The sequence below is a fragment of the Pseudomonas sp. P5_A12 genome, from assembly GCF_056400685.1.
This window is the reverse complement of the sequence record NZ_JBFUKU010000446.1, coordinates 1-3,152: the sequence shown is the minus strand read 5'-3', so window position 1 is coordinate 3,152 and position 3,152 is coordinate 1. Positions and strand designations below refer to the sequence as shown.

At 55.3% G+C, this 3,152-nt stretch carries 4 protein-coding genes; 2 read left to right on the top strand and 2 right to left on the bottom strand.

The features are described from left to right. The first annotated feature begins 143 nt into the window (after positions 1 to 143). Both AC1DSG_RS29635 and AC1DSG_RS29630 read left to right on the top strand, forming a co-directional pair. Entirely contained in the window at positions 144 to 803 is a 660-nt protein-coding gene (locus tag AC1DSG_RS29635; protein WP_477794046.1) for a MarC family protein, read from the top strand. 68 nt (positions 804 to 871) lie between these two features. Continuing rightward, positions 872 to 1,318 carry a hypothetical protein gene (locus tag AC1DSG_RS29630; protein WP_477794045.1) on the top strand — a complete coding sequence of 149 codons (447 nt, stop codon included), beginning with the start codon at positions 872 to 874 and terminating at the stop codon, positions 1,316 to 1,318. A gap of 311 nt (positions 1,319 to 1,629) precedes the next feature. Here AC1DSG_RS29630 and AC1DSG_RS29625 read toward each other — a convergent pair whose 3' ends face one another. Together AC1DSG_RS29625 and ppa are read right to left on the bottom strand one after the other, a co-directional pair. Further along, on the bottom strand, positions 1,630 to 2,376 hold the full coding sequence (locus AC1DSG_RS29625) for a S24 family peptidase (protein WP_477794044.1): 747 nt from the start codon (positions 2,374 to 2,376) through the stop codon (positions 1,630 to 1,632). A 228-nt stretch (positions 2,377 to 2,604) separates the two neighbouring features. Beyond that, complete coding sequence (ppa, locus tag AC1DSG_RS29620) at positions 2,605 to 3,132, bottom strand: inorganic diphosphatase (RefSeq protein WP_027924322.1); 528 nt, start codon at positions 3,130 to 3,132, stop codon at positions 2,605 to 2,607. Between the last annotated feature and the right edge of the window lie 20 nt (positions 3,133 to 3,152).

Below are 3,152 nucleotides of genomic sequence, written 5' to 3'. Positions count from 1 at the left end.
TCTGGACGCCACGCACCTCAGCGATCGGTTAGTGGCGATGGAGTTCAACGTTGCCAGTCCCGGCGGTAGAGCAAGTCCCTGACGAGCTCATCGCTTCCCATCCGCTATGGTGATGTAAAACGGTCTGTTATCAAGGGAGCGCCATGAACTCATATTTCACGTTGTTTATCGGTATGTTCACCACGTTACTGGCCATCATCAATCCCCTGGAGGCGATTCCCGTGTTCCTTGGTTTGTTGCAAGGCAAGGACAATGCCGAGCTCCGCCGGGTGGCACGTAAAGCCTGCATCTATGCATTGCTGCTGATGTTCTTTTTCCTGATTTTCGGCAACCTGCTACTGCGTCTGTTCGAAGTGCCACTGAGTATGATTCGAGTGGTTGGCGGGATAATTCTGATGCGTATCGGTTTTGAACTATTCGCGCCCTCGCCCGACAGCACCCTGATTCCCTCCGGCCACGACACCAATCAGGATGTGTCCTTCATCCCCATGGCCATGCCAATCATGTTTGGCCCCGGGGCGATTGCCACCGTGATCGGACTGACCAGCACCATCAAGGAGGCCGATCGGGTGGTGATATCGTTTGCCGTGGTGTCGCTGGCCCTCTGCGCCGTCATGTTCACCACCTATTTGTCACTGGCCTACGCTCAAGTCATCCTCAAGAAAATCGGCCCGCAAGGTATCGATGCCGCCACACGAATAGTCGGTTTCTTCGTCTCTGCCATGGGGGTTGGCTTGATATTCCACGGCACGGTGGAATTTCTGCAATCGTATGGGGTGCTGCTCCATAACGTGGCGGGGTAGTGCAGCACGATGTTAATGAGCGATACCCACATTTTCCCAAGCACTTCTTCCACCGACAGAGGTTGCCAATGAATTACAGCACTCCACTGACAGCTCTATTGGTCACCGCAAGTCTCTTAGGCTGCACCAACTCTTCCAACCAAACGATCAGCGTTCCTTTGAAAGCCACCCAAAAGAATGCCGGCCAGATCGCCAGTGCGACGTTGAACGCAGTGGATGGTGAAACCAATTTCGACTTCTATCTCACCGGCGTTCCAGAGGGCGCCACCCTGCCATTGCGCATCTTCACCTTTGTCATTAAAGGCAGTTGCCAACAGCCTGGGTCGGTGGCCTACGACATGAACGACAGGATTACTACTCAACGCGCTGCTGAATCCGGTTGGACGTTTTACCGAAGTGCGCCAATTCCGCTTCCAGACCTGTTGTCCGGAAAATACTCCATCCTCGTGCGTACGACTCCCGAGGATGGAAGCGTCGATATTTTTTGCGGGGATATTGCGCAAGCGGTTCGGTGAAATGGTGATGGGGATTTCGTGAGGTGTGGGGCGGGATCAGGTGCTTCGTGCGAGGTCAGTAATTACATGAATTTCAGGCATTAAAAAGCCGGCTTGTGGCCGGCTTCTCGGGGACTGGCTTGGATCATTTTTGGTAAACCGCGCCAGCCTTCAAAACGTACACCCGGATCTTGCGTCCGGCTGTGGGACTCGGCGAGAAAATCATCTGCCTTGTCGGTGCGATCTGAGCCGCGGGGCGGGTCGATGCGCAAATGTGGGGCGCAGCATACTGATTTTTTTGGGAAATTCCCAGTGTGGTGTGCTGCGCGGTGTTACAAAAACGGCACCGACGGCCGGCGTTTGTTAAGCGTCGACCACCAAAACACCCACCCCAACACCCTGATGTTCTGCTTCTCGATCTGCTCGGCACTGAGGATCTCGTCCGGGTGCTCGGTTTTGTTGTAGCTGCGCAACCGCAGAGCATTGCCCGGCATCCGGTGCAGGTATTTGATTCGCAGCATCCCGTCAAGATCGATGGCGTAGATCTCCCCATCAATCACCGTGGTCAGCCCACGGTCGATGGCCAGTGTGGAGCCATCTTCAATCCTCGCGCCCATGCCGTTGCCGAGCATGTGAACGCAGAACACATCCGCATGGTTGATTTCCAGGGAGTCGAGATGGCTTTTGGGCAGGCGGATGAATTGGCCGGTGTCTTCCACGATGTGGGTTTTGTGGGATCCCGGGGCGATGGGCATTTCTTTGTAGAGGGGCAGTTCGACATCCGTCGGCTCGATGACCGTGTAGATGCCACGAATCGCCTGGGTGTCGAAGGTGTGGCCAGACTCGTCGAGCAGGTGCAGGTGTTTGGCGTCTTCCGGGCCTTCGCCGGTTTTGAGCCAATGGCTGTTTACCGAGAGTAATCTGGCGACCTCTTCCATGCGGTAAGCGGGCACACCGCGGGTGTACCAGTTGTGGATGTTTTGTGCTTCCGTGTCGAAAAAAGCGGCAAATCCTGTCGTCGTGATGTTCGCTTTTTCGAGGAGTGCTTTGAACCGTGGGCCGCTAGTGTTCTTTTTCATAAACACGAGTCTACGGGCGCAGGGCGGGGCTTTGAATAAACGAACCGTTCAAATTTCGAGGGAAATTTACGACTGGATGTAAGACGTATTTGGAACAAATTAAACAGAAAAAAACCGCAGCGACTGAAAGCTAAACACGCTGTTTAAGACGCTTTGTCAGCGCCCACAAAAAACCCCGGATCGACCGGGGTTTTTTCAAGGCGTCAATGGCGCGTGGCCACTGGCGTCTTAGCCTTTATAGGCAGCAGCCGACTTGGTGATCGCTTCGCGGGCGGCATCTGCGCCGGCCCAGCCTTCGATCTTCACCCATTTGCCTTTTTCGAGATCTTTGTAGTTCGCGAAGAAGTGCTCGATCTGCTGGATCAGCAGTGGAGGCAGGTCGGTGTATTCCTTCACGTCGACGTACAGCTGGGACAGCTTGTCGTGTGGGACTGCGATGACTTTGGCATCGCCGCCGCCGTCGTCGGTCATGTTCAGGATGCCGACCGGACGTGCGCGGATGACCGAGCCTGGAGCAACCGGGTAAGGGGTTACAACCAGCACGTCGAGGGGATCACCGTCGTCAGCCAGGGTGTTCGGGATGTAACCGTAGTTGGCCGGGTAGAACATCGGGGTGGCCATGAAACGGTCAACGAACAGGCAATCGCTGTCTTTGTCGATTTCGTATTTGATCGGCGCGTGGTTGGCCGGAATCTCGATCGCGACGTAGATGTCGTTCGGCAGGTCTTTGCCAGCCGGAATCTTGCTGTAGCTCATTGGGCGGTGCCCCCGTTAGT

Coding starts and splice junctions, on each gene's coding strand:
- AC1DSG_RS29635 (WP_477794046.1), top strand. CDS start 144: ATGAACTCATATTTCACGTTGTTTATCGGTATGTTCACCACGTTACTG.
- AC1DSG_RS29630 (WP_477794045.1), top strand. CDS start 872: ATGAATTACAGCACTCCACTGACAGCTCTATTGGTCACCGCAAGTCTC.
- AC1DSG_RS29625 (WP_477794044.1), bottom strand. CDS start 2,376: ATGAAAAAGAACACTAGCGGCCCACGGTTCAAAGCACTCCTCGAAAAA.
- ppa (WP_027924322.1), bottom strand. CDS start 3,132: ATGAGCTACAGCAAGATTCCGGCTGGCAAAGACCTGCCGAACGACATC.